Annotated in this window: 26 protein-coding genes; 21 read left to right on the forward strand and 5 right to left on the reverse strand. The window is 60.8% G+C overall.

Annotated elements, in window-relative coordinates:
- Positions 1-66: 66 nt before the first annotated feature.
- Together HU722_RS12535 and HU722_RS12540 are read right to left on the reverse strand one after the other, a co-directional pair.
- Positions 67-1,650, reverse strand: coding sequence for a rhodanese homology domain-containing protein (locus HU722_RS12535; protein WP_186754669.1), 1,584 nt, complete (start codon positions 1,648-1,650; stop codon positions 67-69).
- Entirely contained in the window at positions 1,647-2,258 is a 612-nt protein-coding gene (locus HU722_RS12540) for a cysteine dioxygenase family protein (RefSeq protein ID WP_065881765.1), read from the reverse strand. The genes HU722_RS12535 and HU722_RS12540 overlap by 4 nt, the downstream gene beginning before the upstream one ends.
- 217 nt (positions 2,259-2,475) lie before the next feature.
- On the opposite strand from HU722_RS12540, the gene HU722_RS12545 reads away from it, so the two are divergent.
- Together HU722_RS12545 and HU722_RS12550 are read left to right on the forward strand one after the other, a co-directional pair.
- Complete coding sequence (locus HU722_RS12545) at positions 2,476-3,381, forward strand: LysR family transcriptional regulator (RefSeq protein WP_065876038.1); 906 nt, start codon at positions 2,476-2,478, stop codon at positions 3,379-3,381.
- A 370-nt stretch (positions 3,382-3,751) separates the two neighbouring features.
- The gene (locus tag HU722_RS12550; protein ID WP_186754671.1) at positions 3,752-4,546 is read left to right on the forward strand and encodes a class II aldolase/adducin family protein; all 795 of its coding nucleotides are present in this window, start codon (positions 3,752-3,754) and stop codon (positions 4,544-4,546) included.
- Positions 4,547-4,667: 121 nt separating this feature from the next.
- Here the strand turns inward: HU722_RS12550 and HU722_RS12555 are convergent, their stop codons facing one another.
- On the reverse strand, positions 4,668-5,750 hold the full coding sequence (locus HU722_RS12555) for an LLM class flavin-dependent oxidoreductase (protein WP_065876040.1): 1,083 nt from the start codon (positions 5,748-5,750) through the stop codon (positions 4,668-4,670).
- Positions 5,751-6,018: 268 nt separating this feature from the next.
- Here HU722_RS12555 and HU722_RS12560 point away from each other — a divergent pair, with 268 nt between their 5' ends.
- The gene (locus HU722_RS12560; protein ID WP_065881756.1) at positions 6,019-6,639 is read left to right on the forward strand and encodes a hypothetical protein; all 621 of its coding nucleotides are present in this window, start codon (positions 6,019-6,021) and stop codon (positions 6,637-6,639) included.
- Here the strand turns inward: HU722_RS12560 and HU722_RS12565 are convergent.
- Both HU722_RS12565 and HU722_RS28835 read right to left on the reverse strand, forming a co-directional pair.
- Positions 6,591-6,923: a hypothetical protein gene (locus HU722_RS12565; protein ID WP_065876042.1), complete on the reverse strand. Its 333-nt coding sequence runs from the start codon at positions 6,921-6,923 to the stop codon at positions 6,591-6,593. The two genes, HU722_RS12560 and HU722_RS12565, sit on opposite strands and share 49 nt — an antisense overlap.
- The gene (locus HU722_RS28835; RefSeq protein ID WP_225930687.1) at positions 6,920-7,228 is read right to left on the reverse strand and encodes a phosphomannomutase; all 309 of its coding nucleotides are present in this window, start codon (positions 7,226-7,228) and stop codon (positions 6,920-6,922) included. Before HU722_RS28835 ends, HU722_RS12565 begins: the two co-directional genes overlap by 4 nt.
- A 230-nt stretch (positions 7,229-7,458) precedes the next feature.
- Between HU722_RS28835 and HU722_RS12575 the strand changes: the two genes are divergently transcribed.
- The 18 genes from HU722_RS12575 to HU722_RS12660 all read left to right on the forward strand — a co-directional run bounded on the left by HU722_RS12575 (position 7,459) and on the right by HU722_RS12660 (position 26,679).
- A complete protein-coding gene (locus HU722_RS12575; protein ID WP_065881754.1) occupies positions 7,459-7,899 on the forward strand; it encodes a low molecular weight protein-tyrosine-phosphatase in 441 nt (146 codons plus the stop codon).
- Between the two features lie 41 nt (positions 7,900-7,940).
- Positions 7,941-10,160, forward strand: a complete 2,220-nt coding sequence (locus HU722_RS12580) for a polysaccharide biosynthesis tyrosine autokinase (RefSeq protein WP_186754673.1) — start codon at positions 7,941-7,943, stop codon at positions 10,158-10,160.
- Between the two features lie 6 nt (positions 10,161-10,166).
- Entirely contained in the window at positions 10,167-11,480 is a 1,314-nt protein-coding gene (locus HU722_RS12585; protein ID WP_065876046.1) for a lipopolysaccharide biosynthesis protein, read from the forward strand.
- The gene (locus tag HU722_RS12590; RefSeq protein ID WP_065876047.1) at positions 11,477-12,664 is read left to right on the forward strand and encodes an O-antigen ligase family protein; all 1,188 of its coding nucleotides are present in this window, start codon (positions 11,477-11,479) and stop codon (positions 12,662-12,664) included. Before HU722_RS12585 ends, HU722_RS12590 begins: the two co-directional genes overlap by 4 nt.
- Entirely contained in the window at positions 12,661-13,824 is a 1,164-nt protein-coding gene (locus HU722_RS12595; RefSeq protein ID WP_065876048.1) for a polysaccharide pyruvyl transferase family protein, read from the forward strand. The genes HU722_RS12590 and HU722_RS12595 overlap by 4 nt, the downstream gene beginning before the upstream one ends.
- The gene (locus tag HU722_RS12600) at positions 13,821-14,372 is read left to right on the forward strand and encodes an LbetaH domain-containing protein (protein WP_065876049.1); all 552 of its coding nucleotides are present in this window, start codon (positions 13,821-13,823) and stop codon (positions 14,370-14,372) included. Before HU722_RS12595 ends, HU722_RS12600 begins: the two co-directional genes overlap by 4 nt.
- Entirely contained in the window at positions 14,369-15,346 is a 978-nt protein-coding gene (locus tag HU722_RS12605) for a nitroreductase family protein (protein WP_065891218.1), read from the forward strand. Before HU722_RS12600 ends, HU722_RS12605 begins: the two co-directional genes overlap by 4 nt.
- A gap of 1 nt (position 15,347) precedes the next feature.
- On the forward strand, positions 15,348-16,283 hold the full coding sequence (locus HU722_RS12610) for a glycosyltransferase family 2 protein (RefSeq protein ID WP_186754675.1): 936 nt from the start codon (positions 15,348-15,350) through the stop codon (positions 16,281-16,283).
- A gap of 69 nt (positions 16,284-16,352) precedes the next feature.
- Positions 16,353-17,474 (forward strand): GDP-mannose 4,6-dehydratase, encoded by a 1,122-nt coding sequence (gene gmd, locus HU722_RS12615; protein ID WP_065891220.1) that lies wholly within the window; start codon positions 16,353-16,355, stop codon positions 17,472-17,474.
- Between the two features lie 2 nt (positions 17,475-17,476).
- Positions 17,477-18,454: a GDP-L-fucose synthase gene (fcl, locus tag HU722_RS12620; RefSeq protein WP_065909577.1), complete on the forward strand. Its 978-nt coding sequence runs from the start codon at positions 17,477-17,479 to the stop codon at positions 18,452-18,454.
- Complete coding sequence (locus HU722_RS12625) at positions 18,454-19,662, forward strand: glycosyltransferase WbuB (protein WP_065881743.1); 1,209 nt, start codon at positions 18,454-18,456, stop codon at positions 19,660-19,662. Before fcl ends, HU722_RS12625 begins: the two co-directional genes overlap by 1 nt.
- Positions 19,663-19,666: 4 nt before the next feature.
- Positions 19,667-20,125: a GDP-mannose mannosyl hydrolase gene (locus HU722_RS12630; RefSeq protein WP_065876055.1), complete on the forward strand. Its 459-nt coding sequence runs from the start codon at positions 19,667-19,669 to the stop codon at positions 20,123-20,125.
- Positions 20,126-20,148: 23 nt separating this feature from the next.
- Positions 20,149-21,558 (forward strand): mannose-1-phosphate guanylyltransferase/mannose-6-phosphate isomerase, encoded by a 1,410-nt coding sequence (locus HU722_RS12635; protein WP_065881742.1) that lies wholly within the window; start codon positions 20,149-20,151, stop codon positions 21,556-21,558.
- 180 nt (positions 21,559-21,738) lie between these two features.
- Positions 21,739-21,978, forward strand: a complete 240-nt coding sequence (locus tag HU722_RS12640) for a hypothetical protein (RefSeq protein WP_065881740.1) — start codon at positions 21,739-21,741, stop codon at positions 21,976-21,978.
- A gap of 86 nt (positions 21,979-22,064) precedes the next feature.
- On the forward strand, positions 22,065-23,177 hold the full coding sequence (locus tag HU722_RS12645) for a polysaccharide biosynthesis/export family protein (protein WP_065876058.1): 1,113 nt from the start codon (positions 22,065-22,067) through the stop codon (positions 23,175-23,177).
- Positions 23,178-23,189: 12 nt separating this feature from the next.
- Positions 23,190-23,843 carry a YjbF family lipoprotein gene (locus tag HU722_RS12650; RefSeq protein ID WP_275959820.1) on the forward strand — a complete coding sequence of 218 codons (654 nt, stop codon included), beginning with the start codon at positions 23,190-23,192 and terminating at the stop codon, positions 23,841-23,843.
- Positions 23,840-24,607: a capsule biosynthesis GfcC family protein gene (locus tag HU722_RS12655; RefSeq protein ID WP_186754678.1), complete on the forward strand. Its 768-nt coding sequence runs from the start codon at positions 23,840-23,842 to the stop codon at positions 24,605-24,607. The genes HU722_RS12650 and HU722_RS12655 overlap by 4 nt, the downstream gene beginning before the upstream one ends.
- Complete coding sequence (locus HU722_RS12660; protein ID WP_065881736.1) at positions 24,604-26,679, forward strand: YjbH domain-containing protein; 2,076 nt, start codon at positions 24,604-24,606, stop codon at positions 26,677-26,679. Before HU722_RS12655 ends, HU722_RS12660 begins: the two co-directional genes overlap by 4 nt.
- The last annotated feature ends 35 nt before the right edge of the window (positions 26,680-26,714 follow it).

Below are 26,714 nucleotides of genomic sequence, written 5' to 3' on the forward strand. Positions count from 1 at the left end.
TATTGGACTTGAAGGCATACCTCCGCCTGGAGAAGGGGTCGGTGCCGAGCGTGGTGCAGGGGGTGGTCAGATAACGTGGAAACCGTGGGTGCCGTCGCGAGCCAACTGATCGACCAGGCCGAACTCCCAATCCAGATAGGCCTGCATGGCTTCCTTGGGGTTATCGGTGCCTTCATATGGGCGGCGATAACGGTCGATACGCGGCGAGGCCAGGTGGGTTTCACCTTCTTCCAACGGCAGTTGCGCGTTGATCCAGCCGGTGGTGCCGTCTTGCAGCAGGAACACTTGCTTGCCGGTGATGGCTTCGACTTCGGCCACCGCCAGGCGCGCCAGCTGGCTGCTGCCACAGGTCAGCACATAACGCTGGGCGGCGGGCACCTTGGCCAGGGCTTGGGGCAGTTGTGCACGCAAGGCCCACCAGGCACCGGGGATATGGCGCTTCACGTAGTTGGCGCTGGCGGTGAAATCCAGCACCACGGTGTCGCCATGCTCCAGCCAGTCGGCGAGGGTGTGGGGGCTGATCAGTTCGGCTTGTGGCGGCGTCGGTACGGGGGCGATCCAAGCGCCTTTTTCGCTGAAGTCCGCCGGTTGCAGGTCATCCAGCACATGCACTTCCCAGCCCAGTTGGGCCAGCCAGGACGCCGACATATTCGCGCGCACGCCGTCGTCATCCCCCAGCACCAGGCGGGCGCCGCGCACGCTGGCGACGTGGTCGGTTTCCTGAACCAACTGGCCGCCTGGCGTGGAGCGCGCGCCCGGCAGGTGACCGACTTCGAATTCTTCCGGGGTGCGAACATCGAACAGGTAGGTCGTGCGGGCCGCGTCCTGCCGCCAGGCTTGCAGATCGGCGAGGGTAGCGCGACCCACGCGCGCCTTGTCGGCGACGCGGCGCGCATCGACGGCGGCGATTTGGCGATGTTCTTCCGAGGTTGGTGCAAAACGGCGCGATTGGCCGTGGGCGAGTTTCTGCCCGGCGAGGGTCCAGCCGATGGTGCCGTTGCGCAGGGCCGACACCGGGTTGGCCACGCCGGCGTTGATCAGCGACTGCGTGCCGATAATGCTGCGGGTACGCCCGGCGCAATTGACGATGATGCGGGTGGTCGGGTCCGGCGCCAGTTCGCGGGCACGCAACACCAACTCGGCACCGGGCACGCTGATGCCGGTGGGGATGCTCATGGTCTGGTATTCGTCGAAGCGGCGGGCGTCGAGCACCACCACATCGGCCTGGCTGTCGAGCAGCGCTTGCACCTCTTCAGCCGCCAGGGACGGCGTGTGCCGCTCGCTTTCCACCAGCTCGCCAAAGGCTTTGCTTGGCACATTGACATCGATAAACAGCTCGCCACCGGCCTTGCGCCACCCCTGCAGGCCACCTTCAAGCAGGCTGACCTGACTGTAGCCCAATGCGATAAGACGCTCGGCGGCGCGGGCGGCGAGGCCTTCGCCATTGTCATACACGATGACCTGGGTATCGCGCCGTGGAATGCGCGAGTACACCTCCAGTTCCAGCTTGGACAGCGGGATGTTCGCGGCAAACAGCGGGTGGGATTCGGCAAACGGCGCTTCTTCGCGCACGTCGACCAGAGCGACTTCCTGACGGTCCAACAGGGCCTGGCGAATCTGGGCAAAGCTGCGGGTCGATACGGTGGTCATAGGGCAGGGCTCTTTTCTTTGGACAAATCCCAGATATTCGGGAGGAAGGCGTTGGAATAGCCGGAGATGAACAGTTTCTCGCTGCCATCGGGCTGGTACACCGCACGGCGCACCGCACCGATATTGGCGCCGTACACATGAATGCTGATCGACACCTGGTCGCCGTGGGCATTGCTCACTTGATGGATGTCGCCGACTTTGGGCGACACGGCTTCAACCTGGCCCGGCACCAACTTGATCGGCTTGCCTTCGGCGGCCAGGCTGCCATCGGGTGCGCGTTCAAAACCCTGGGAAAACTCTGCCCCGCGCAGCATTCCGATTAACCCCCACACCCGATGATCATGGATCGGCGTGCTTTGCCCCGGCCCCCACACAAAACTGACGATGCTGAAGCGCTGGCGCGAGTCGGCATGCAGCAAGAACTGCTGGTAGCGCTCGGGGTCAGGTTGGGCAAATTCGTCGGGGAGCCAGTCATCATGGCTGACCAGTTGCGCCAGCAGCTTGCCGCCACGATGCAGCAGGTCACCTTCGCGTGGATTGCCGTCAATCAACTCCGCCAGGGCGCCTATAAAGGCTCGAAGTCTCTCGGGGTGTCGGGCCTGGGTCATGGCAGCTCCATCGTGTGGTCGGTTGCGATGGGTTTATCTAAGCATAATGTTTATATTTAATATGCTATTTTTTAATGATTAGCTTATAGCTGAAGGTAATTTAGAACCGGCTTGAATAGCGTTAGACGTTATCGATCACAGGGCGGGCTATCCAGATAGCCCGCCTGCAACTATGCTTCGCACACATCTTAATGACTGTTCTCTATGTGCGGCCCAAATGAAAATTGACGATATCGATGCCTTTGTCGAAGTGATTCGTTGCCAGTCCATCAGCCATGCCGCCGAGTCATTGCAACTGACCCAGCCGGCTATCACCCGCCGCGTGCAGAACTTCGAGCAGGCGTTGGGTGTGGAGCTGTTCGACCGCAATACCAAGCCTCTCAAGCCGACACTGATCGGCACCCGCGTCTACGAGCAGTGCCGGCTGATCCTGCGCGAGATGGATGCCCTGCGCGAATTGGTCGCCACCGACGCACCGCCCACCGGCCTGCTGCGCCTGGGCGTGCCGCAGACCATCGGCGACGTGGTGCTGCTGGACGCGCTCAAGCACCTGCGTACCGAATACCCGGACCTGCGTGCACAGGTCGCCACAGGCTGGGGCAGCCAGTTGGTGGGCAAGATCGAACGCGGCGAGCTGGACGCAGCGGCGGCGTTGTTCCCGGCCGGCAAGATTTTCCCGGACAACATCGTCGGTGAGTCGATCGGCAAGATGGAATTGGTGGTGGTGTGTGCCAAATCCCAGCTGCCGAAGAAGCCCTGCAAATTGGCGGATGTGTATCAGAATGGCTGGATTCTCAACCCGGACGGCTGCGGTTTCCGCGCCGGTTTGCAGCGCACGTTGTCGGATCAGGGCCTGTCACTGCGGGTGAACCTGGAAACGTTCGGTACCGAGTTGCAGTTGGGATTGGTGGCGGACGGTTTGGGGCTTGGTCTGGTGCCGCGCCCGCTGTTGGAACGCAGCGCCCACTTTGAGCAGTTGGCGGTGATGCCGCTCAAGGACTTCAAGCCGGTGATGGATTTGTGGCTGATCTATCCGCACTTCCTCGGCAACCTGCAAGGGCCGGTGGATGCGTTTGGCAAGTTGGTCGCCGCTTCCCTGCACAAAATCCGCAACGCCGCCTGACATTGTGGGAGCTGGCTTGTCGAACCGCTGCGATGGCCATAAGTATCTACACATCTTCAAAGTGAAATTGCGTAGCAGCTGTCGAGCCCTGGCGAGGCTGCGTCAGCGGTGTGTCAGACAGCCCGCAAACGCAGCCTCGCCGGGGCTCGACAGCTGCTACGCAGAAGGCTCCCTCAAGTTGTGTAGATACCTATGGCCATCGCAGCGGTTCGACGATTCGACAAGCCAGCTCCCACATTTGATCTGTGCCGTGACCAATGTAGTTATGAAAAAAAATAATAATTAGCTTAGATTAAAATGTGCTTTTTATTATTTTTTTGCATCCCATAGGCTGCCTGGAAGTCCTTAAGGCCATCCAGGAAGTTTTGCCATGAGCAGCGTCACCTCGATTTCCAGTGTTTCCAACACTGTTCGCAGCCGCGTCACCCCGGAAGAATGGGACGTGCGCGTCAAACTGGCCGCCGCCTATCGCCTGGCGGCGTTGTACAAGTGGACCGATCACATCTACACCCACTTCTCCGCCCGTGTTCCAGGCCCGGAGGAGCATTTCCTGATCAACGCCTTCGGGCTGTTGTTCGATGAGATCAGCGCCTCCAACCTGGTCAAGGTCGACCTCGACGGCACCCTCGTCGACGACCCGACCGGCCTGGGCATCAACTACGCCGGCTACGTGATTCACAGCGCCATCCACGGCGCACGTCACGACCTGCAAGCGGTGCTGCACACCCACACCCGTGACGGCATTGCGGTGTCGGCGCAAAAAAGCGGGTTGTTGCCGATCTCCCAGCATTCCATTGGTTTCTCCGGGCGCGTGGCGTACCACGGCTATGAGGGCATTGCCCTGGATCTGGACGAGCGCGAGCGGTTGGTGGCGGACTTGGGTGACAAGAGCGTGATGATCCTGCGTAACCATGGGTTGTTGACGGCGGGGGTCAGCGTGGAGCACGCCTTCCAGCAGCTGCAGCAGTTGGAGCGCGCGTGCACCATCCAGGTCGCGGCGCAGGCGGCGGGGAATGCGGAATTGATCTTCCCGCCAGCGGACGTGGTGGAGAAGGTCGAGCAGCAGGCCAAGGTGTTTGCCAGTGGCGAAGGACCGGGGGTGGCGCGGCATTGGAATGCGTTGATTCGGCAATTGGAGCGCAGCGATACCGACTACAAAAACTGATCTTCAAGCCACTGAAGATCTAACAATGTGGGAGCTGGCTTGCCTGCGATAGCATCAACTCGGTACCGCTGAAACACCGAGGTGTACGCATCGCAGGCAAGCCAGTTCCCACACTGTTTTGTTAAGCGACCTGTTGGGCCTGCTCGCGCTCTGCGATCAGTTGGCGGGTGAGGGGGATCAGGCGCTTGCCATAGTCAATCGCATCGTTGAGCGGATCAAACCCGCGAATCAGGAACGTGGTAATCCCCAGGTCGTAGTAATCCAGCAGCGCTTCTGCGACCTGTTCGGCCGTGCCCACCAACGAAGTCGAGTTGCCCTGCGCCCCCAGCAGCCCGGCAATTCCAGTCCACAAGCGCTTGTCCAGGCGCGACCCCTGCGCGGCTGCCGCGAGCAACCGGCGTGAGCCTTCATTCGGCGGTTCACGCCGCACAAAGCCATTTTTTTCTGCCAGCTCGGTCGCCTGCTGCAAGATGCTGTCGGCGCGTGCCCACGCCAGCGCTTCGGTTTCGGCGAGAATCGGCCGCAACGACAAACTGAAACGAATCGTGCGCCCATGCTTGGCCGCTTCAGCGCGAACCTGGGTCACGGTCTCGCGCACCTGCTCGTAGGTTTCACCCCACAGCGCATACACATCGGCATGCTTGCCCGCGACAGCAATCGCGGCTGCAGAAGAACCGCCGAAATACAGCGGAATATGCGGCTGTTGCGGCGACTTCACTGTGGAGTGCGCGCCTTCGACCTGATAGTAGGTGCCCTCAAAGTCAAAGGGCTGTTCGCTGGTCCATTCCTGGCGCACCACGCTCAGGTATTCGTCGGTACGTGCGTAGCGTTCGTCCTTGCCGATATGGCTGCCATCGGCACGCAGTTCGCGGTCGTCGCCACCCGTGATGATGTGCACCGCCGTGCGCCCGCCGTTGAACACATCCAGCGTGGTGAATTGACGTGCCGCCAGGGTCGGCTGGGCAAAGCCCGGGCGGTGAGCGATGAGAAACTGCAGTTTCTTCGTGACGCTGGCGGCATGGGCGGCGATCAGCGTGCTGTCCGGGCTGTTGGAATGGAAGGCTACCAGTGCGCGGTCAAAGCCAGCGTCTTCGTGGGCGCGGGCCACGGTCTCGACATAGTCGGGTTGCAGGGTAGGGCCGCTGCGCGGGTGAATCTCGGAAGCGTGATGGCCGCCAATGTAGCCGATGAATTCGATGCTCATGGTCTGTCCTTGTCGAGTAGGGATCAACACCTCCGCCGAGTAGGGGTCGGTCATGCTCGTCCAAGGTAGGGTCAGCAACAGCCTATGTAAAATGCCGTTTGGTTCTATTCTAATTATTAAAATACAGAATCATGTTTTTGTATTTTTATCAGTAAATCGCATTTTATGCAGGGTGCGCAGTGCAAGGCTGACCATTGATAACGTTGTATTTCGCCTTGGGCTGAGGTCTGATGGGCGCCGAATCAGGCACGTCAACGGTAGGAGATTTATGCGGGCAGAACTTGCGCAATATGGCGGCATCACCGTCATGGTTCCGGCCGCGATAATCATTGCTGTGTGGCTCTGGTATTCCAATCCTCGGGCACTTCGGACCTGGGTGCTGACCGTCGGCGCCACTTACTCACTGGTTGCACTCAGCAAGTTGCTGTTCAAGGGGTGGGGCTTATCGTTTCAACACTTGGACATTGCCGTATTAAGCGGTCATGCGATGAACACGTGCTTGATGGTCACAGTTGGGGCGAGTCTGGTGGCGCGTCAGTTCAACCCGGCTTTACGTTGGCCGGCGGCGCTGGCGGGGTTATTGGCCAGTCTGTGGTTCAGTGCCTATTGCGTCGCGCCTTATATCCATCCGTTGAATGAAGCCTTGGCTGGCGCGGTGCTGGGTGTGGGCGCGGCTCTCGTGTTTCTTTGGCGGATTGAAGCCACCCCTGTCGAGGTATCCCCCTCGTTTATCGGCGGTGGGTTGGTGGTCTTGTTGGCCTGTGCGCTGTTGCCCAAGTACAACGCAGAGTTGCTGCTCAATCGTGTCGCAATCACGCTGTCGGGGGCCGAGCACGCCCATCAAGAACCTTCCTGGCGGTCGGATGCGGCGCACAGGAAGGCCGAGTAAGTCACCAGGTCCAAGGCCCGGTTGCTTTCCACCATAAGCTCCAGCAACACAGTCTGCGCGTTGAAGCGCCGCACATCGCCGCGCCGCCGCGCCTCTTTCATCTGCTTGAACAGCGTATGGGTGACTTCCTGCGGGGAACTGCCGTGCAGTTGTTCAAGCCAGCGCCCGATGGCCTGGGTATTGCGCCGATACTGCGCGCCCATCGCCGGCTCGGCAAAGCCTTCGAACATCCCCGTGAGTTTCCTCAGCGCATAGCTGCGGATCACATCATCCAGCAGGCTCATGGCCGCTCCTCGGTGCCGGAGATGTTCGCCAGCAACTCGGCGGTCTTGACCAGCATGAACTGGCTGTCGCCGCGGCTTTCCACGCACAGGCACACCGACAATGCGTCACTGACCTGCAACTTGAAGCGCCAATTGGCAAAGACCATGGACAACCCGGAACAGGACTCATCGCTGTCCAGCGAATTGTCGCCGTATAACCGGTGCATGCGCTCGACGACGCGCGTTGAGTTATTCACGTCAACATGAATATTTCCCGAAGAAGGAAATAGGCCAATACGCTCTACCAATAACTTTGAAGTGTTCATGGCCGTCCCTTCGTTGTTGCAGTCAGGCGGCACTTTATTATGTAGAGGGGGAAAAGTACTGGAATGTTATTTTTCGTCGGTTAATACAACTGTTGTTATTTTTTGTCTTGCGCGATAGATGGTCGCGCTTTATCAGCTGTGGTCATAATTACTCGGAAGTTAGTTGTTGGTTAGTTAATAAGGTCGTCCCTTTTGCCGAAGAATAAGCATGCGGTGCGTGGGAGGTTGCCTTGTTCAAAAAGATATTAATCGTGTGCATCGGCAACATTTGCCGCAGCCCCACGGCGGAACACTTGCTGGGCGTCGCGCTTGCACCTTCCGGCATCCGGGTGAGCTCGGCCGGCCTGGCAGCACTGCGTGATCACCCGCTGGAGCCGCTGGCGGGGCAAGTGTTGCAAGAGCATGGGCATATGCCCCAAGTGCACAAAGCGCGGCAACTCAGCGTGGAGGCGGTGAGCGAAGCCGACCTGATCCTTGTGATGGAGCAACGGCACATCGACGGTGTGCTCAACCTTGCCCCTGAAGCACGGGGCAAGGTGTTCCTGCTGGGCAAATGGCAGCACGACCGCGAGATCACCGACCCCTATCGCCAGGGTAAGCCTGCCTTTGTGCAGGCCTATGCATTGATCGAACAGGCCGCGCAGGCCTGGGCCCAGCGCTTGGCGCGCTGATGCTCCCTCTTTAAATGATTGCAAGGACGAAGACGCGATTTATGTATTCACCCCAGAACGCCTCCCCGGACACCCCTCACCGTGACGAGATCGATGTGCTCGGCATGCTCGGCACCCTGATCGATCATAAGTGGCTGATCGCGGGGATTACTGGCACGTGCATGCTGATCGGCGCGGCCTACGCCATCCTGGCGGCGCCGGTGTACCAGGCGAATGCGTTGATCCAGGTGGAACCGAAGAAAAACGACATGCTTGGTTTCTCTGATGTCAGCAGCCTGCTGGGGAAAGAGTCGCCGGCGGTGACTGAGATCGAGCTGATCAAGTCGCGCACCATCATCGGTAAGACCGTGGACACCTTGGCGCTGGATATCACCATCACCGCGCAGCATTTTCCGTTGATTGGCGGCTTCCTGGCACGGCGTTACGCACCGGAGCACAAAGGCGATATCGCGCCGCCGCTGTTTGGGTTCAGCCGCTACTCGGCCGGTGGCGAGCAACTGTTGCTGACCACGTTGAACCTGCCTGCCGGGTTGCTGGGCACCCAGTTGATACTGGTCGCCGGCGCTGACCAGGCCTACACGCTGTTTGATGAGGACGGCAATCAGATCGCCGCAGGTCGCGTCGGTGTGCCATTTGCCGCCGACGGTGTCGAGGTCCTGATCAAGGAGCTACGCGCCAACCCCGGCACACACTTCAAAATTGTGCGCAAGCCACGGCTGGATACCGTGGCCGACTACCAAGACCTGCTCACCGTGGTCGAGCGCGGCAAGGAATCTGGGATCATCAGCCTGTCCCTGGAGAGCACGCGTCCGGCGTTGGCGATTCGCACGTTGAATGAAATCTCTAATCTCTATGTGAAGCAAAACGTCGACCGCACCTCGGCCGAAGCGGCGCAAAGCCTGTCGTTCCTCAACGACCAACTGCCCCAGGTGCGTCGCGACTTGGAAAAGGCCGAAAACGCCTTGAACCGCTTTCAGACTCGCAGCAAATCCATCGATATCAGTCTCGAAGCCAAGGCCGTGCTGGACCAAGTGGTGGCCCTGGACACCGGCATCTCCGAGCTCAAGCTGCAACAGGCCGAGATGGACCGCAAGTTCACTCCGCAACACCCGGCCTATCGCGCGTTGATCGCCAAGCTCGCTGAACTCAACGCCAAGCAAGCGCAGATGACCAAGCGCGTCGAAGGCTTGCCCAGCACCCAGCAGGAACTGCTCAGCCTGACCCGGGATGTGCAGGTGGGTACCGAGATCTATACCCAGTTGCTCAACCGCTCCCAAGAGCTGGACGTGATGCGTGCCGGGACTGTGGGCAACGTGCGTTTGATCGACAGTGCCGACGCCAACCTTGCCAAGCCCGTAGAACCGCGAAAAGTCATCGTGGTGCTGCTCGCCATGGTGTTGGGCGGCATGTTGTCGGTCGGCCTGGTACTGGTGCGCAGCCTGCTCAACCGAGGCCTGGAAAGCCCGGATGACATCGAGAAACTCGGGCTACCGGTGTACGCCTCGATTCCTTTCAGCCTGTTGCAGAAGGCCGAGGAAACCAACGCAGCCAAGGGCCGCTCGGCCGCACCGTCGTTGCTGGCGCTCAATCACCCTCACGACTTGGTGATGGAGGCCATGCGCAGCCTTCGCACCAGCCTGCACTTCGCCATGATCGAGGCCAAGAACAACCGATTGATGATCACCGGTCCCAGCCCCGAAGTGGGCAAGACATTTGTCTCGGCCAACCTGGCGGCGATTGTCGCGCAGTCGGGCCAGCGCGTACTGCTGATCGACGCCGATATGCGCAAGGGCTACTTGCATAAGATGCTTGGCAAGGCAGTGGAAGAGGGGTTGTCCGACCTGCTGGCCAAACGGTGCGATTTGCAGCAGGCGATTCATCCGACGGCTGTGGAGCGTTTTGATTTTATCGGACGTGGGCAGATTCCGCCGAACCCGTCCGAGCTACTGATGCACCCCAATTTTGCCGCTCTGCTGGCTGAGGTCAGCGAACACTATGACTTGGTGATCATCGATACGCCGCCGCTGCTGGCCGTAACCGACGCCGCGATTGTCGGACGCCAGGCGGGCACCAGCCTGTTGGTGACGCGATTTGGAGTGAACTCGGCGAAGGAAATCGAGCTGACCCTGCGGCGCTTCCACCAGAACGGCATTGAGCTCAAAGGGGCGATCTTCAATGGCGTGGAAAAACGTCGTTCCGCCAGCTACGGCTACGGCGACTACGGCTATTACAGCTATGCCTATCAGTCCGACAAGGCCTGATGAGCTATGAACAAAGTGCTTGAAATGCCCCGTTCGTTGTCGCGTCGTTTTCGCCTCAACGTGCTGAGTTATGGCTACACCCAATTGGTGACGTTGGCAGCGCAACTGGTGCTGGTACCGTTTTTCCTGCATGCCTGGGGCACGGGGCGCTATGCCGACTGGCTGGTGCTCACCGGTATCCCGTCGATGCTCAGCCTGCTCGACTTGGGGGTGGCTCAGGCCTCGGCCACCAGCGCTACGTTGCGCGCTAGCCAAGGCGATGTGCCCGGTGCGCGGCGCAGTGTGCAGACCGCATTGGCGTTTACCCTGGTGGTGGTCGCGTGGGTGCTGGTGTTCGCCCTGACCGTGGGGCAGTGGGTCGACTGGGTGGGGCTGCTCAAGCTTAAGACCCTGGTCCCCGAACAGGCCAGTCTGGTGGTGCTGTTCATGTCCGGCTACCTGTGCACGCGTCTGCTGGGTGGGCCGATTGACGCCTGGTTCCGGACCATCGACAAGACTGTCGGCGGGGTCTTTATCATGGCCAATCGCAGGACCCTGGATATTGTGCTGTCCATCGTTGTGCTGCTGCTCGGCGGCTCGGAGCTGCAACTGGCGCAGGGCATGTTTTTCAGCCAAGTGCTGTTCCTAGTGTTGGTGACCCTGTTTGTCCGGCGTATTTCACCTTGGCCGCTATTGGGCCTGGCGTCGGCATCCTGGGCCGAGTTTCGGGGAATCTGGAAACCGGCGCTGGGCAGCGCGGCGATCCCGCTGGCCCAGGCGATCACTCTGCAAGGCGGTCTGCAAGTGCTCAACCAGATCGCCGGCCCGGCCGTGGTGGTGGGTTACACCATGGCACGCACCCTGATGCGCCTGATCATTCAGCTGGGCATCACCTGCAGCAATGCCCTTACACCGGAAATCTCGCGGCTGGCCGGGCGCGGTCAGTTCGAGCAGGCGCGGCGTTTCACCCAGCGCGCCAGTTCATTGGTGCTGGGCCTGTGCTTGCTGGTGTATGCCGCTGGTATCTGGGCCGGGCCGCAGATCATCCTGTTGTGGAGCCATGGACTGGTGCAGGTCGACCGCGTGTCCCTGGCGCTGATCGGCTCCCACACGATCTTGAATGTGGCGTGGTTCATCCTCGCGGCCATGCTCATTTCGACCAATCGTCACACCCGCACTTCGCTGATCTATGCGGTGAGCAGCGCGGTGGCCTTGCTGCTGTGGCTGGCGTGCAAGGAGCGCATTGAGCCGCTGCTGGGCGCCTCTTTGCTGCTCTCTCTGCCGGAACTGGTGGTGCTGGTTTACCTGCGGGTGCTGCGTGCTGGGGAGGTAGGGCCATGATGCTATCCCAGGCGCGACTGACCCTTTACCTACCGCTGACGTTTTTCGCTTTGCCGCTGGCGCTCAGTAACAACCTGTCGCAGCCCTTGGCGCTGCTGCTGTTACTGCCGTTCGTGGTGTATGCGGCGCGTGGTTTTACCCGTGCGTTGCCGTTACTGGCCCTGGTGATTGGCTCCAGCGTGTTGCAGGTATTGGTCAGCAGCGGCGCGAAAATTTCCCTGTACCAGTTCCTGCGTTCGGGCATTCCGTTTTTCTATTTTGTACTGCTGTTGGCCGGCTACAGCTATGTGTTGGCCAATGTGGAAAAAATTGCCCGGGCTCATCGTTTCAACTACCGCCAGATCATCGAGCGGGTCATCTATATCTTTGCCCTCGGCCAATTGCTGCAGGTCAGCCTGTACGGGGTTGGCATTGACCTGACCAACGCCGCCTCCAAGTCCAGCGACGAGGTGGGCCGCATCATGCTGTTCCCCACCAGCTCGGCGGTGCTGCTGTTTTTCTATGCCTGCTGCCAGCGCAAGATCGGCCTGATGCTGATCCTTGCCGTCACGCTGCTGGCCGCTGGATCCAAGACAATCCTCGCGGCGATGGCGGTGATGATCCTGCTGTCGGCCATTACCCAACGCAAGCTCAAATCCCTCGCGGTGCTGGTGGTCGCCATCGGCGCCCTGGGCACCTTGACGTTCTATGCCAGCCCCCTGGCGGTGTCGCGCTTTGCCACTTACCTGTTTGAAGAGAAAGGTGAGGACGTGACCCGCGCGTTCGAGATCGCCCATGCCAAGGAGTCGTTCCTGGAAAACCCGGCCACGGTGTTTCTCGGCAATGGCCTGGCCAAGCAGCTGACGCCTGGGGTGCCCACCAACGATGAACGCTGGTTCGAGAACTCCAAGTTCGACATCGAGAACGGTTATTGGGGGGTGATCGCCAAGCTCGGGGTGATCGGTGTGGCGTTGTTCTGCCTGCTGTTCAGCACACTGCCGCGCAACCCTGTGTCGCTGGCGGTGGTGGCGATCCTGCTGATTTTTTCGTTCAAGACCAGCTACCAGTTCTTCACCACCTTTGATGGCAGCTATTTGCTGGTGTGGTCGATGTTTATCGGCTTGCTCAACCAAGCCGCGCCTGCGCGCCAGGCCTTTGTCCCGCCACACCCTTCACATTCCTTATTAAGACAGGCTGGATCATGAGCGCATCTGCACGCCCCGTCAGGGCCGGGATACTGACGTACCATTTCAGCGAGAACTTCGGTGCCGTGCTGCAAGCCTATGCCTTGCAGCGCTGGCTGCAGCAACAGGGCTTGCAGGTGAGCCTGATCAACTACCATCCGGCCTACGTCGAGGATGGCAGCGAGATCCGGCAGCTGTTCAACCCGCGCCAGCTCAAAGCCAATCTCAAGGCGGTTTACCTCAAGGCCCTGGCCTTGAAAACCCAGGTGCTGGGGCCGAATGCCCAATCCCGCCAATTCCAGGCGTTCAAAGCGCGTTTCCTGAATATCCAGGAGCCGCGCTACGCCCATGCCGACCAGCTCAACCAGGCCGTCGCCGGTCAGCAGTTGCTGGTGGCGGGCAGTGACCAGATCTGGAACCCCTCGGGCCAGACTGGTCTGGATCCGGCGTACTTCCTGGCGTTCGATTGCGACAAGACGATTCGGCGCATCTCCTACGCCGCCAGTTTCGGCAAGGAATACCTGGAGCCCGAGTACCACGCCCGGGCCGAAGGCCTGCTCAAACAACTGTCAGCGATCAGCGTGCGCGAAGAGAGCGGTGTGGGCATTGTGCAACAGGTCAGCGGGCTCACCGCCCAATGCGTACCCGACCCGACGTTGCTGCACCGTGATTATTCAGCGCTGCTCGCCACTGCCACTCAGACCCGTACTGGCCACGTGTTCTGCTACGCCTTGCGCACGGGCGTGGGCGTGCGCGAAGTGGCCCATGCTCTGTCCCAGCATGTAGCCGGGCCGATCGTTTCGCCGTACAACGCGCACCGCCGCTGGCGGCAGATCGGCGAGACCGTGCAGGTCGGCCCCCAGGACTGGCTCAAGTTGCTCAAGGAGTCGGCCTACGTGGTGACCAATTCCTTTCATGCGACGGTGTTCTCGATCATTTTTGAGAAGCCCTTTATTGCTGTGGGGTTGCCGGGTAACAAAGCCTCGCTGAATGCCCGGGTGCGTAACTTGCTGGAGAAGCTGGAACTGTCGCAACGCTTTCTACCGGCGGACAACGTCGACCAGGTTCAGGCCCTGATCACGGTGCCGATTGATTGGGTGGCGGTGCGTGCACGGCGCCAGGCCTTGCAGCAAGTCGGCGAGCGCTACCTGTTGGAACAACTGGCGGCGCTGCACTCATGAGCGATTTTGCCCAACTCAAGTATGTCGACACCTTGCCCCGTAGCAACAAGGCCCGGCGCCTGTTGTGGGGCGTCGTCTATCAACTGCTGTTTCGCCCCACACCGCGCTGGATGCTGCACGGCTGGCGCAGTTGGTTACTGCGTCGCTTTGGCGCCAAGGTCGGCGTGGGTTGCCGGATTGCGCCTACGTGCAGCATCTGGGCCCCGTGGAATTTGGAGATCGGCGATTACACCGCCATTGCTGACGGCGTGGATGTGTACGCCATGGCCAGGATCACCCTGGGTTCGAAGGTCGCCATCAGCCAGCGCAGCTTCCTGTGCACAGGCACCCACGATACCCGCAGCCTGCTGCGGCCCTTGGTGACGCGAGAAATCCTGATCAAGGACCACGTGTGGGTGGCTGCCGAGTCCTTTATCCATCCCGGCTGCGTGCTGGAGGAGGGCTGCGTGGTGGGGGCGCGATCAGTAGTCATCGCCAACCTGCCGGCCTGGATGATTTGCGTTGGTGCGCCGTGCCGACCCCTCAAACCGAGAGACATCACACTATGAAACAGTTGAAACGCATGATGGATAAGGCGTGGAAGTTGATGTTTTTCATCAGCGAATTCTTTCGCGACATGCTCATGTTTATTCGCCACAACGGTTACTCGCCGCTGGAGAGCCGCAACAAGAAGCTGTTCTACAAGATCCTGATCGAAACCCACACTGTGGAAAAAGGCTTGTCCCTCAAGGAGCCCAAACCGCTGTTCGGCAAGGACAAGATCAACGGCATCATCCATATGCTCAACGAATACGATCGCACCTATTCGGCGTTGCCATTGGAGATGGCCCTCGGCGCTTTCCAGGGTTACCTCGACTTGCACCGCACCCTAGGCGTGAGCGACGAATTCGTGTTTTACCTGGATGCCTATGTTGAGCACCTCAAGCGCGACGGTACCCTCGGCACGGGCGGCATTAAGCGCGCCGCGGCGTGGCCGGGCAGTGGTGGGCTTGATGCCAAGGCATTCCTGCAATCACGCTCCAGTTGCCGGATGTTCCAGGCCGGCAAGATCGACAGCCACCTGCTGACGTCGCTGGTGGAGCTGGCGCAGTCGTCACCCTCGCAGTGCAATCGCCAGTCATCGCGAGTTCATGTGTACCAGGACCGTGCAGTGATCGCGCAGTTGCTTGAGCTGCAAGGTGGATCGCGCGGCTTTGCCCAGTCGGTGGACAACCTGTTTGTGGTCACCTCGGAAGTCACCGCCTGGGGCGGTGCCGGCCAACGCAACCAGCTTTACGTCGACGGCGCCCTGTTTTCTATGGGGCTTTTGTTGGCGTGCCACGCCAACGGCCTGGGTGCGTGTCCGCTGAACCTGGCGATCCTCAATTCGGTGGAAAAGAAAATCCGCAGCATCGGCGCCATTCCTGCCAGCGAGCGGCTGATCATGATGATCGCCGTGGGCCTACCCCTGGAGAGCCATTTCCGCGCCGCGCGTTCACCACGCAGGCTGACCACCGAAGTCCTGCAACTGCACGGAGGTTGATATGAAGCGCGAAACCGTCAGCGTAATCATCCTCACCTACAACGAAAGCCTGCACATCGCCCGTGCCATCGATTCAGTGCGGGCCTTCAGTGATGAAGTGCTGGTGGTCGACTCATTCTCCACCGACAACACCTGCGACATCGCCCGCAGCCACGGCGCGCTGGTCGTGCAGCATCCATTCATCAACCAGGCCAAGCAGTTCCAGTGGGCGCTGGACCATTTGCCGATCACCGGCAATTGGACCCTGCGCCTGGACGCCGATGAAATCATTGAGGCTGACCTTGCCGCCGAGATCAACACGCGGCTGCCGACGTTGGCCAGCGATATCACCGGGATCAACTTCAAGCGCAAGCATATTTTCATGGGCCGCTGGGTGCGCCATGGCGGGCGTTACCCGTTGAAGATGCTGCGGTTGTGGCGCACCGGCCTGGGGCGCATGGAAGACCGTTGGATGGACGAGCACATTTCGGTGGCTGAGGGCCGCACGATCACCCTGGAGGGTGGGTTTGCCGACCATAACCTGCATGACTTGACGTTCTTCACCCACAAGCACAACGGCTACGCCACCCGTGAAGCGATTGAAGTGCTTAACGCACGGCTCGGGTTGTTCGCGATCCGCGATGAGCTGCATACGGGGCAGAGTTCGTTCCAGGCCAAGGCCAAGCGCCTGGTCAAGAACCGTGTGTATAACCGCGTGCCGTTCACCCTGAGTTCGACGGCGTATTTCTTGTGGCGCTACATCATCCAACTGGGGTTTCTCGATGGCCGCAGCGGCTTGGTCTATCACTTGCTGCAGGGCTATTGGTACCGCTTCCTGGTGGGCGCCAAGGTGCTCGAACTGGAAACCGCGATTGCTCATTTAAACGATAAGGACGCCATTGTCCGGGAACTTTCAAAGTTGACCGGACATAACTTGAACCTGCCCACACCGAAGTAACTGACCGTTTTTAACAAACACCCAAGTTTGGGTGTCGGCCTTCGCTCGCCTATCAATTGGGAGACAGACATGAATAAAGTCGCGCTTATCACCGGAATTACCGGTCAGGATGGCTCGTATCTGGCGGAACTGCTGCTGGAAAAAGGCTATACCGTGCACGGCCTCAAGCGACGTTCTTCGTCGTTCAATACGCAGCGTATCGATCACATTTACCAGGACCCGCAGGCCCTGCATAAAAACCTGATCCTGCACTATGGCGACCTGGCGGATTCGTCGAACCTGACGCGCATCATCCAGCAGATCCAGCCCGATGAGATCTATAACCTCGGTGCGCAATCCCACGTGGCGGTGAGCTTCGATTCGCCGGAATACACCGCCGATGTGGACGCCCTGGGCACCTTGCGCATTCTCGAAGCAATACGCCTGCTTGGCCTGGAAAAGAAGACCCGTTTCTACCAGGCCTCGACCTCCGAATTATACGGGCTGGTGCAGGAGACCCCGCAGAAGGAAACCACGCCGTTCTACCCGCGTTCGCCCTATGCCGTGGCCAAGCTGTACGCCTACTGGATCACCGTGAATTTCCGCGAGGCCTATGGGCTGTATGCGTGCAACGGGATTCTGTTCAATCACGAGTCGCCGCGTCGCGGTGAGACCTTCGTGACACGCAAGATCACCCGCGCCCTGGCCAACATCGCCCTGGGCCTGGAGCCGTGCCTGTACATGGGCAACATGGATGCCCTGCGCGATTGGGGGCATGCCAAGGATTACGTGCGCATGCAGTGGATGATGCTGCAACAGGACAGCCCCGAGGACTTTGTGATCGCCACCGGCGTGCAGTATTCGGTGCGTGATTTTATCCGCTGGTCGGCGGCGGAACTGGGACTGGGCTTGCGCTTTGTCGGTGAGGGCGTGGACGAGGTGGCGGTGGTCGAGCACATCGACGGCGACCTGGCGCCGGGCATCCTGGTGGGCGATGTGATTGTGCGCGTCGACCCGCGTTACTTCCGCCCGGCAGAAGTCGAGACGCTGCTCGGTGACCCGTCCAAGGCCAAACGCTCGCTCGGTTGGGTGCCTGAGATCACGGCGCAGGAAATGTGCGCGGAGATGGTCCGCGAAGACCTGAAGATCGCCCGGCGCCACGCCCTGTTGCGCCTGCACGGGCATGACGCACCGATTGCCGTGGAGAACTGAGCATGGCACGTGATCTTGATGCGCGGATCTTTGTCGCCGGCCATCGTGGCATGGTCGGCTCGGCCATCGTGCGCCGGCTGTGGGCGCTGGGGTATACGCAGATCCTCACCGCCGGCCGCAATGAGCTGGACCTGCTCGACCCGGCGGCGGTGCAGGCGTATTTCGCCAAGCAGCGTGTGGACCAGGTGTACCTGGCGGCGGCCAAGGTGGGCGGGATTCATGCCAACGCGACTTACCCGGCGGATTTCATCTACCAGAACCTGATGATCCAGGCCAACGTGATCCATGCCGCCCACAGCCATGGCGTGCAGCACCTGTTGTTCCTCGGTTCGTCGTGCATTTACCCGGTGCATGCGCCGCAACCGATGATCGAGGCGGTGTTGTTAGATGGCGCGCTGGAACCCACCAACGAGCCTTATGCGGTGGCCAAGATTGCCGGGATCAAGCTGTGCGAGAGCTACAACCGCCAGCATGGCCGCGATTACCGCAGTGTGATGCCGACCAACCTGTACGGGCCGGGCGATAACTATCACCCGGAAAACAGCCATGTCATCGCAGCCTTGTTGCGGCGTTTCCATGAGGCGACCCAGCGCGGTGATGAGGAGGTGGTGATCTGGGGCAGTGGCCGGCCGCGACGTGAGTTTTTACATGTGGATGACATGGCGGCGGCCAGCGTGCATGTCATGGAACTCGACGCCGCGCGTTACCGCGAGCAGACCCAGCCAATGTGCTCGCACCTGAACGTCGGCACCGGAATGGATTGCACCATCGCCGAACTGGCCCAGGCCCTGGTACGCGTGACCGGCTTCCAGGGGCGTTTGCGCTTCGACGCCAGCAAGCCCGATGGCGCGCCACGCAAGTTGCTGGATGTGAGCCGTATCAATGCCCTTGGCTGGGAGGCCTACGTGCCGCTGGAGGAGGGCTTGCGCGACGCCTACAACGCTTATCTCGCGGCCCTCGAACAGCCTCGGGGCCAGTGATGAAAATCCTTCTGTATGGCATCAATTACAGCCCGGAACTCACCGGTATCGGCAAGTACAGCGGTGAACAGGCACGCTGGTTGGCCGAGCAGGGGCATGAGGTGCGAGTGGTGACGGCGCCACCGTATTACCCACAGTGGCAGGTGGGCGAAGGGTATTCGCCGTGGCGCTTTCGCACCGAGCAGGACGCGGGCGTGACGGTGATTCGCTGCCCACTGTATGTGCCGCGCCAGCCCACCGCGTTGACCCGCCTGCTGCACCTGCTGAGCTTTTCCGCCAGCTCGTTTCTGGCGGTGCTGGGGCAACTGCGCTGGAAACCCGACCTGGTGATGCTGGTGGTGCCCACGCTGTTGTGCGCGCCCCAAGCGTTATTGCTGGCCAAGCTCAGCGGTGCACGGTCGGTGTTGCATATCCAGGATTATGAAGTGGATGCGATGTTCGGCCTGGGCATCGGCGGCGGTTCCTTGTTGCGGCGCCTGGCGTTTGGGATCGAGCGCTGGTTGCTGCGACGTTTTGATCGGGTCTCGACGATTTCCAGCGGCATGCTCGACAAGGCCCGTGGCAAAGGTGTGAACAGCAAGCGCCTGCTGTTTTTTCCCAATTGGTCGGAAACCTCGCGTTTTCGCCAAGTAGCGCACAGCCACGCTTTGGTTGAGCGCCTGGGTGTGCCGCCGGGAGCACGGGTGTTGTTGTACTCCGGCAACATCGGTGAGAAGCAGGGCTTGGAGCTGATCCTTGACGCCGCCCAGGCCCATGCCGATCGCCCGGAGCTGGTATTTCTGGTCGTCGGCCAGGGCACCGGCAAGGCGCGCTTGCTCGAACGGGTGCAGCGCGATGGCCTGCGCAATGTGCTGTTCGCGCCGTTGCAGGCCTACGAGGATTTACCGGCGCTGCTGGCCTCGGCCGATGCGCACCTGGTGATCCAGAAGCGCGGAGTGGCGGACGCGGTGTTGCCGTCCAAGCTCACCAACATCCTGGCGGTGGGTGGCAATGCAATTATCACCGCCGACCCAGACACCACACTCGGCCGCCTGTGCCAGGAACACACGGGCATTGCGGTGTTGATCGAGCCGGAATCCGTCGCGGCGCTGAACGCAGGAATCGAGCGGGTGCTGGCCTTGCCCGCGCGCAATGAGGTGGCGTTGAACTACGCCAAGGAGTTCCTCGACAAGGAACGCATTCTGCAACGCTTTCTGGCACAGGTTTGATGGTATGTGGCTTGATTTATCGACCTTCCAAACGGTCGTGGCATCGACGCCATTAGTGGCGATCGACCTGGTGGTGAGAAACCGCCGTGGCGATGTTTTTCTCGGCCTGCGCGTCAACCGGCCGGCCTATGGTTTCTGGTTCGTGCCCGGTGGGCGCATCCAGAAAAACGAAAGCCTGGACAGCGCTTTCCGGCGCATCACCCTGGATGAGTTGGGGCGCACATTCGAGCGCGCCAGTGCACGGCTGCTGGGGGTGTTCGAGCACTTTTACGATGACAGTGTCTTCGCCAACGCCGGGGCCGGGCCGGACACCCACTACGTGGTGCTCAGCTATTGCCTGGAGCTTGACGACGACCCAACGCTGCAGCCACCTGTCGAGCAACACCAGCATTACCGCTGGTGGCCGCAGGATGAGCTGCGCTTCAGTCCGCGAGTGCATAAACACACCCGTGCCTACTTCTGAATCTCTGTCCCAAGGATGCTCTCATGTTAATACCCGTGATCATGGCAGGCGGTTCGGGGTCGCGCCTGTGGCCGCTCTCGCGGCAACTGAACCCCAAGCAGTTCCTGCGCCTGACCGACGCGCACCTGTCGATGCTGCAGCAGACCATCACGCGACTTGCTGGTGCCAACGTGGCGTTGCCGCAGCTGATCTGCAACGAACAACACCGCTTTCTGGTGGCCGAGCAATTGCGCCAGCTGGGCATGGAACAGGCGAGCATCCTGCTCGAGCCCGTGGGGCGAAACACGGCGCCAGCCATCGCCCTGGCGGCGTGCAAGGCCGTCGCCGAGGCCGAGGACCCGATCCTGCTCGTGCTGGCGGCAGACCATTTGATCGAAGACATCCCGGCGTTTCATGCCAGCCTGGAAGTGGCACTGCCGCTGGCCAGGGACGGCAAGCTGGTGACCTTCGGCATCACGCCCACCAGCGCGCATACCGGCTACGGCTATATCGAGCAAGGTGCTGGGGTGGGCGAGGGCGGTTATCGGGTCAAGCGCTTCGTCGAGAAGCCGGACGCGGCCACGGCGGCGCAGTATGTGGCCGGCGGTGAGCATTACTGGAACAGCGGCATGTTCATGTTTCGCGCCAGCCGCTACCTAGAGGAGCTCGAACACTTCCAGCCGGCGATTCTCGAAGCCTGCCGCGTGGCACTGGAGGGCGGTAGCCAGGACCTGCCGTTTACCCGTGTGCATGCCGCGACCTTTGCCACGTGCCCGGACGACTCCATCGACTACGCCGTCATGGAAAAAACCAGTGACGCGGTGATGGTGCCGTTGCAGGCTGGCTGGAGCGATATTGGCTCATGGTCGGCGTTGTGGGAGGCCAGTGCAAAAGACGCCTGCGGCAATGTGTTGCGCGGCGATGGGTTGCTGCTGGATAGCCACAACACCTATGTCCACGCCGACAGCCGATTGGTCGCCACGGTTGGCGTGCAAGACCTGATCATCGTCGAGACCAAGGACGCCGTGCTGGTGGCCCACAAGGACCAGGTGCAGCAGGTCAAAGGCATCGTCGACCAGCTCAAGCAGGCCGGGCGGCATGAACACCTTAACCACCGTGAGGTATATCGGCCCTGGGGCATGTATGACTCGGTGGATAACGGCCAGCGTTACCAGGTCAAGCGCATCACCGTGAAGCCGGGGGCCAAGCTGTCGGTGCAGATGCATCACCACCGTGCTGAGCACTGGATCGTGGTCAGCGGCACGGCTCGGGTTACCAATGGCGAGCAGACTTACCTGGTCTCGGAAAACCAGTCGACCTATATCCCCATTGGCCAGGTGCACGCGCTGGAAAATCCGGGGGTGATCCCGTTGGAGTTGATTGAAGTGCAGTCGGGCTCCTACCTGGGTGAAGACGACATTGTGCGTTTTGAAGATAAGTACGGACGGACCTGAAGTTTCCGACAATTAATAACGTTTTATACAACTTCAATAGCACTCAATGCAGGGGCGGCCGGGCACTTCGCCGGGAAAACGTTATTTTCAACTAATCACGTTAAATCTTACCTGTCTGGTGTGCTGTTTAGTTGGGTGGCACTATCGGCCTGACTACTCACTGACGATAAGGAGTCTGTTATGAGGAAATCACTGGCTATTATTATGCTCAGTGTCTTGAGTACGTCCGCGTTGGCTGCCGAGTTGCCGTTGGGGCTCGACACCGCCGTGGTGGGGTCTGTGACAGTAGGGGAAACCCTGCTGGTCGGCAGCGCCCTTGTTGCCGGCGTTGCCGCTGCATCCAGCAGCGGCGGCAGTTCCAACGGCGGCACCACCACGGGTACCACTGGCACGACCGGCACCACAGGTACCGGCAACTAGTTGTAAGCCTTCCGCTTTTGGACCGCTTGGATTCCCCGCCCAAGTGGTCTTTTTTTCTTGTCGTTTATCGCGAGTGTCCTAGCACTATGATGCGTATTTTTTCTGTTGCGGCCGTGGCCGCTGCATTGTTGCAAGGCTGCATGTTTGCCCCAGGCCAATATATGGATACCGCGGCGTTGACCGAGGAGGGCGGGGCTGAAAACAGTCGGGTGGATTTAATTCCTATCACGCCAAAGTTGCTCGCCATGGACGCGGCAACCCAAGTGCCTTATTCCATACCAGCGGAACTATTAAGTTATAAGCCTGGCCCCTATTTGATCGGCGCCAATGACGCGCTGTATATCACCGTGTGGGATCACCCTGAACTCACCGCACCTTCCGGTCCACAGCAGCAGATCGACGCCAACGGGCGGCTGGTCAACCCCGACGGCAAACTGTTTTACCCCTATGTGGGTCCGCTGGTCGCCAAGGGGCGTTCGATTGAAGCGCTGCGCAATGAGATCACTGACAAGTTGCGCCAATACATCGACAGCCCACAGGTAGACGTCAGCGTGCTGCGTTTTGCCAGCCAGCGCGTGGTGGTGACTGGCGCTGTCGCCAAGGCGGGGCCGCTGCCGATCACCACCATCCCGATGAGTGTGATGGAGGCTGTCTCCACGTCGGGGATCGACCCGCTGAATGCCGACCTGTCGAACCTGACGCTCACCCGTGGCGGCAAGCGCTACACCCTGGACCTCGACACGCTCAACCTGGAGCAGTCGCGCTTGAACGACATTTACCTCAAGGACGGCGACCAGCTGTACCTGGCCTACAACGACCGCAAACGCATCTATGTGATGGGCGAGGTCATGCAGCCGCGTGCGCTGAGCTTCAAGACCCGCAGCATGAACCTTTCCGACGTGCTCGGCTCGGTGGGTGGGGTCAACCAGAACACCTCCAACGCCGACGCCATCTATGTGATCCGCGGCGCGCAGAATATCGCGGCAGAGCCGGCCAAGGTGTTCCAGCTGGAAGCGGCTTCTCCTTCGGCCATGGCCCTGGCCACGCGCTTTGAGGTGCAGCCTCAGGATGTCGTGTTTGTCGGCCCCGCCAATATCACGCGCTGGAACCGCTTTATCAGCCAGTTGATCCCTTCCGCCACGATCGTCGGCATCGGCGCGTCCACTCAGAACAACCTGAGCGAAGTCAGCAACCGATAGGGTGGAACCTGCGTGAACACTCTTAAAATCGCTACTTACATGGGGTTGGCGTGGCTGCTGGGTGGCTGCAATCCGCTGATGACCGCCTCCCTCGACACGTTCAGGGCGGCCGTGGCCGGGCCCGCGCCGCTGGTGTTGACCCAGGCGCAGGTGGATGCCGTGCCGTTCCCGCAGATCAAGGTCACCACAGTGTCCGGCCAAGGGGTGATGGCGCTGATTCGCCAGCGCGGCGACCTGCAATTCTGGGTGGCGTCGGGCAAGCAGGTGCTGCTGATGCGTGACGGCCTGGTGGTGCGCACGGTTGGCCTCGGTGCCGAGCTGGATGGCACGCACTGGCAGGGGCAATCACCGTTTCAGCTGGGGTTGCACCGTGTGCCGGATGGCTATCGCAGTACGCGGCAAATCGATTGGGTGGGTGGCTATCGCATGGGTATCCCACTGACCAGTCGCATGACGCGCAAGGGCATCGAAACCATCGAGATTCTCGACAAACCCTATGCCTTGTTACGGATCGACGAAGACGTTGAAGGCGCTGGTTTTAAGGCGCGCAACCGTTACTGGGTCGACCCCGCCGACGGTTTTATTGTGCAGAGCGAGCAGCACCTTTCGCCCAGCCTGACCCTGACCATCACCCAGTTGCAACCCACCCGTAAGGACGCCCGATGACCCGTCGAACCCTCACGGCGCTGGTCCTGTTGTGCAGCTGTGCCAGTGTGAGCCAGGCCGCCATGACGGTCAGCGGCCAGGTACGCAACCCAGGCCCCATTGCGCTGCAAACCGGGGCACGCTTGTTGGAGGTGATCACGGCGGCGCAACCGGATGCCGAAGGCTATTGGCTGGGCGCTGCCTGGCTGCATCAACCGTTGCTTGAAGGTCAGGCGCGGCTCAAGGCCGGCGTGTTGTTTGACCTGCAAACCCTGCACCAGGCCGCGTTGGCGGCGGGGCACGTAGGTCGTGCCGCTGTTGCCGCGCAGGTGTATCAACAGGTGCAGGCCTTACCGGTGACCGGCCGCCAGTTGGCGGTGCTGGACCCGGTGGCGGTGGAGGTCGGTTTTGCGCCGAACCTGCCGGTCAGCGAGGGCGACCGCCTGGTGTACCCGCCGAGGCCTGACAGCGTGCGTGTGCTGGGCGCGGTGGCCGCGGCGTGCACCTTGGTATTTCAGCCACAACAGCAGGCGCGCGACTACCTCGTCGCGTGCCCGCCATCCGTGGAAGCGGACGCCGATTACCTGTGGCTGATCCAGCCCGACGGGCAGGTCACGCGTTTGGGCATTGCCCCCTGGAACCGCAAAGACGGCGCCGCCCCTGCGCCCGGCAGCACATTGTTGGTGCCGATTCGCAGCGATGACCTGGACCCGCTCACCCCTGAACTGAATCAGCAATTGGCCGAGTTTCTCGCCACCCAACCCCTGGCCGAGGTCACGCCTTGAAATTATGTATTGCGGCCGTGCTGCTGGTGCCCTGTGGCGTCGCGCATGGCGATCCCCGTTACACTCAAAGCGATTTTGGCGGGGTGGGATTGCTGCAAACCCCCACCGCGCGCATGGCGCCCGCCGGCGAGCTGAGCATCAACGCCAACCGCACCGAGCCCTATAGCCGCTACAGTTTTTCGGCGCAGCCGCTGGACTGGCTGGAAGGCACCTTTCGCTACACCGCGATCACCAACCGCCTGTATGGCGCCGAGTCGTTCAGCGGCGGCCAGAGCTACAAGGACAAGGCCGTCGACGCCAAAGTGCGCCTGTACCAGGAAAGCCATTGGCTGCCGGAAGTGGCGCTGGGGTTCATGGACCTGGGCGGCACCGGCTTGTTTTCCAGCGAGTACCTGGTGGCCAACAAGCGTTATGGCGATGTGGATTTCAGCGCCGGCATCGCCTGGGGTTACATGGGCAGTCGCGGTGATTTCGGCAACCCGTTGGGCGTGTTGGATGATCGTTACAACAGGCGGCCCACCGCCGAAGGTTCCGGCAGTTTTTCCAACGGCTATTTTCGCGGCCGGCCCGCGTTGTTTGGCGGGATCGCTTACCAAACGCCCTGGGCGCCGTTGAGCCTCAAGCTCGAGGTTGAAGGTAACGACTACAAGGACGAACCCCGGGACAACTCGTTTCGCCAGGACTCGCCGTTCAACCTGGGCCTGGTCTACAAGCTCGCCGACTCCATCGACGTGAGTGCTGCCTGGGAACGCGGCAACACCGCGATGTTCGGCATCACCCTGCACACCAATCTTGCCAGCCGCAAGGCACCGGTAAAAACCTACGACCCACCGGCCCCCCCATTGCCGGCCAAGGCACCGAGCACACCGCCCGACCAGGTGGACTGGGCAGCAGTCTCCCAGCGCCTGCATGACAATGCCGGCTATAACGTGCAGCGCATCACCCAACGCGGGCCGGAGCTGGTGGTGTATGGCGAACAGCAGCGCTACTTCCACAGCGCCAAGGCGGTAGGGCGTGCCAGCCGTATCCTGGACAACAGCGTGAACGACCAGATTGATTGGTTCACGTTGGTCAGCGAACGTTATGCCATGCCGATCGAGGAAACCAGCGTACCCCGCGAGACCTTCCGCGAGGTGGTCAACAACCGCGAAGACTTGCAGGACCTGCACCGCCAGGTCGAAGTCAATCGCGCCAGTGAACGCACGCAGACACTGCTCTATACCCAACCGCCCAAGCCGTTCAGCTATGGCATCGGCCTTGGCTATAAGCAGAACGTCGGCGGGCCGGATGGCTTGCTCTACCAGATTTCCGCCGATCTCGACGCCGAATACCGCTTTACCCGCAACACGTGGTGGAGCGGCTTGTTGAGCGTCAACCTGCTGAACAACTACGACGGTTTTACCTATGACGCGCCCACGGGTTTGCCCCGGGTTCGTACCGACCTGCGCAAGTACATGACCAGCGCTGACGTCACCCTCCCGACCTTCCAGCTCAACCATGCGCAGCGCCTGGACCAGGACCTGTACGGCATGGTCTACGGCGGTTTGCTCGAGTCGATGTACGCCGGTGTCGGCAGCGAACTGCTGTACCGGCCGATGGGCCAGGGCTGGGCCGTGGGGGCCGACCTGAACTACGTGCGCCAGCGCGGCTTCGAGCAGGATTTCAGCCTGCGTGATTACCGCACGGTGACCGGGCATATCACCGGCTACACCGACCTGCCGTTCAACCTGCAGGGCGCCTTGAGCGTCGGTCGATACCTGGCCAGGGACTGGGGGGCGACGCTGGACCTGTCGCGGGAATTCAACAATGGCGTGCGTATCGGTGCGTGGATCACCCGTACCAACGTGTCCAAGGAAGAGTTTGGTGAAGGCAGCTTCGACAAAGGCCTCTACCTGTCCATTCCGTTCGATGAGTTGATGAGCCTGTCGACCATGCGCCGTGCCAACCTGGTGTGGGCACCGCTGACGCGTGACGGCGGCGCGCGGTTGAATCGCGCCTATTCATTGCATTCGATGACGGATGGACGGGACAGTGACTTGTTCTACAAGAACATCGACAAGATGACGGAGTGAGGCGGGAAGGGGGGCTTGAAGGTCTAATCCCAGTC

Source organism: Pseudomonas tritici (genome assembly GCF_014268275.3).
Taxonomy (GTDB): domain Bacteria; phylum Pseudomonadota; class Gammaproteobacteria; order Pseudomonadales; family Pseudomonadaceae; genus Aquipseudomonas; species Aquipseudomonas tritici.

Bases quoted from the DNA above. Each gene is read 5' to 3' on its own strand.
- gmd (WP_065891220.1), top strand. From the start codon at position 16,353: ATGAATAAAGTCGCGCTTATCACCGGAATTACCGGTCAGGATGGCTCG.
- fcl (WP_065909577.1), top strand. From the start codon at position 17,477: ATGGCACGTGATCTTGATGCGCGGATCTTTGTCGCCGGCCATCGTGGC.
- HU722_RS12580 (WP_186754673.1), top strand. From the start codon at position 7,941: ATGTATTCACCCCAGAACGCCTCCCCGGACACCCCTCACCGTGACGAG.
- HU722_RS12640 (WP_065881740.1), top strand. From the start codon at position 21,739: ATGAGGAAATCACTGGCTATTATTATGCTCAGTGTCTTGAGTACGTCC.
- HU722_RS12630 (WP_065876055.1), top strand. From the start codon at position 19,667: ATGTGGCTTGATTTATCGACCTTCCAAACGGTCGTGGCATCGACGCCA.
- HU722_RS12605 (WP_065891218.1), top strand. From the start codon at position 14,369: ATGAAACAGTTGAAACGCATGATGGATAAGGCGTGGAAGTTGATGTTT.
- HU722_RS12600 (WP_065876049.1), top strand. From the start codon at position 13,821: ATGAGCGATTTTGCCCAACTCAAGTATGTCGACACCTTGCCCCGTAGC.
- HU722_RS12540 (WP_065881765.1), bottom strand. From the start codon at position 2,258: ATGACCCAGGCCCGACACCCCGAGAGACTTCGAGCCTTTATAGGCGCC.
- HU722_RS12655 (WP_186754678.1), top strand. From the start codon at position 23,840: ATGACCCGTCGAACCCTCACGGCGCTGGTCCTGTTGTGCAGCTGTGCC.
- HU722_RS12545 (WP_065876038.1), top strand. From the start codon at position 2,476: ATGAAAATTGACGATATCGATGCCTTTGTCGAAGTGATTCGTTGCCAG.
- HU722_RS12590 (WP_065876047.1), top strand. From the start codon at position 11,477: ATGATGCTATCCCAGGCGCGACTGACCCTTTACCTACCGCTGACGTTT.
- HU722_RS12610 (WP_186754675.1), top strand. From the start codon at position 15,348: ATGAAGCGCGAAACCGTCAGCGTAATCATCCTCACCTACAACGAAAGC.
- HU722_RS12635 (WP_065881742.1), top strand. From the start codon at position 20,149: ATGTTAATACCCGTGATCATGGCAGGCGGTTCGGGGTCGCGCCTGTGG.
- HU722_RS12595 (WP_065876048.1), top strand. From the start codon at position 12,661: ATGAGCGCATCTGCACGCCCCGTCAGGGCCGGGATACTGACGTACCAT.
- HU722_RS12645 (WP_065876058.1), top strand. From the start codon at position 22,065: ATGATGCGTATTTTTTCTGTTGCGGCCGTGGCCGCTGCATTGTTGCAA.
- HU722_RS12555 (WP_065876040.1), bottom strand. From the start codon at position 5,750: ATGAGCATCGAATTCATCGGCTACATTGGCGGCCATCACGCTTCCGAG.
- HU722_RS12585 (WP_065876046.1), top strand. From the start codon at position 10,167: ATGAACAAAGTGCTTGAAATGCCCCGTTCGTTGTCGCGTCGTTTTCGC.
- HU722_RS12565 (WP_065876042.1), bottom strand. From the start codon at position 6,923: ATGAGCCTGCTGGATGATGTGATCCGCAGCTATGCGCTGAGGAAACTC.
- HU722_RS12560 (WP_065881756.1), top strand. From the start codon at position 6,019: ATGCGGGCAGAACTTGCGCAATATGGCGGCATCACCGTCATGGTTCCG.
- HU722_RS12550 (WP_186754671.1), top strand. From the start codon at position 3,752: ATGAGCAGCGTCACCTCGATTTCCAGTGTTTCCAACACTGTTCGCAGC.
- HU722_RS12535 (WP_186754669.1), bottom strand. From the start codon at position 1,650: ATGACCACCGTATCGACCCGCAGCTTTGCCCAGATTCGCCAGGCCCTG.
- HU722_RS12625 (WP_065881743.1), top strand. From the start codon at position 18,454: ATGAAAATCCTTCTGTATGGCATCAATTACAGCCCGGAACTCACCGGT.
- HU722_RS28835 (WP_225930687.1), bottom strand. From the start codon at position 7,228: ATGAACACTTCAAAGTTATTGGTAGAGCGTATTGGCCTATTTCCTTCT.